The organism is Desulforegula conservatrix Mb1Pa, assembly GCF_000426225.1.
Taxonomy (GTDB): domain Bacteria; phylum Desulfobacterota; class Desulfobacteria; order Desulfobacterales; family Desulforegulaceae; genus Desulforegula; species Desulforegula conservatrix.
The window spans coordinates 1-1,633 of record NZ_AUEY01000168.1 but is presented as its reverse complement, the minus strand read 5'-3'; the positions used below and the strand labels follow the sequence as shown (position 1 = coordinate 1,633).

Annotated in this window: 1 protein-coding gene; it reads left to right on the top strand. The window is 47.3% G+C overall.

The window, feature by feature from the left end; translation table 11 throughout:
* Nucleotides 1–1,461, top strand: a 1,461-nt coding sequence (locus K245_RS28185; RefSeq protein WP_035277986.1) for a hypothetical protein, incomplete at its 5' end; no start/stop codon positions are given.
* Between the last annotated feature and the right edge of the window lie 172 nt (nt 1,462–1,633).

Genomic DNA, 1,633 nt, shown 5'->3' with positions numbered 1-1,633 from the left:
TTCGACACCTTTGGTAATGCCATCTCAACGGCAATATTCAAGCTGGATACTGGTAATCTGTTCAATGCGGATGCCCTTGAAACCCTGAAAAGAGACAGTGAAACAGCCGGAGAGACCTTTATAAGAGTGGCATCCCTGCTCAAGGCTGTGCCTGAAGGTATTGCGAGGCTGCGTACTTACATGGAACAAGGCCTTACAGAGGCCGAGGCTTTTCAGAAACTCGAAGGTCAGTATACCTTTGTATCAGGCATTCTTGGCAATGCTCTTTCCGAGGCCATGCAGCAGGGAGTCAAAGCCGCTGATTTCGAAACCTTTAAGCAAACCTTTACAACTTCGCTCGAAAATCAGCTAAAGGCGGCTGTCGCGGCTTCATTCCAGCAGCAGATTCTTACCAAGATTATCACTGCCTCTTTCGGATCAATGGCTGATTTCAGTGAAACCATGGAGAAACTCCATGATGGGAAAATTACTGTTGAAGAATTCAAGGCTTATCTTAAAACGGGTGTGGCTGCGGCAAGAGCAGCTCTTGAAGAGTCAGAGCCGTTGATGAGAGAGTATTGGGATATTATCGAGCTTACACCAAGCAAGGCTGATGCCGCATTGGAGCAGGCAAAAGCATATGCGACCAATGTGGTGTCGGGGGCTATTACATCAGCTCTCCAGATGGGTGTCGATGCCGCTGACTGGAATGTTTTCAAGGATAATATCCAAGGTCAGCTGAACGCCCAGCTTCAAACTATAGTGCTGAACTCAATATCCAGTTCTATGATCGATTATGTTATGAGCTCGGTTTTGCCTGATGGCGGCGATTTAGAAAAATTGAATAAAGATTTTTCAGCTGGAGTGATAACCGCTGAAGAATATGGAAGTAAAATTCAGGCTCTGGGCACAAAAGTAACAGAAGCTATTGGGCTATGGGAACCAGTTTTAAACAGTTGGATGACGTTTTTTAATGTTAAGCCAAAAGAAGACAAGTCAGCAGAAACCGCCGCTGATCTGGCCTCGCAGCCTGACGCCATAAATGACGCTGTCGAGACTTTTAACAGAAACCAGGCCGACGCCTCCCTGATGCTGGCTTTTATCAATAGCCTTGTGGAAAAAATCCCGGCTCTTGTTGATAATTACAGACTGCTGGATGCCGCGATTATCAAGCACAAAGAAGGTCTGATTGAATACGGATCTGGTCTTTCCGAGCTTACAGCTTCGATATCCGGTTATATTGCTGATGTAAAAGACATGGTTAACGGTCTTGCATCAGCTGCTGGTGAAGCCGCGCAAAAGGCGTCGGACGCGGCAGCGGCGGCATCTGCTGCTGCTCAGTCTGCGGCTGACTCGGCCAAATCGGCAAATGAACAGAATGTACTTCTGCTCTCGATACACAGGAGTACATCCAAAACAGCAGACGTGCTTGATCGTATGGCTCCTGACGGCGAAGCGCTCCAGGTGAGGGTTTCATCATGAAAATTGTAATTCCTGAACCATTATCAATCGCGTCGGTTCTTTCGAGCAATGTAGCTTATCCCTCTGCGTCAGACCCTGCTGTCTGGAATTCCGCGACCGCTTACAAGATCGGTGACGTGTGCAGAATCGACTACATTATATATGAGGCTCTGAAAGCCAACACCAATATCAA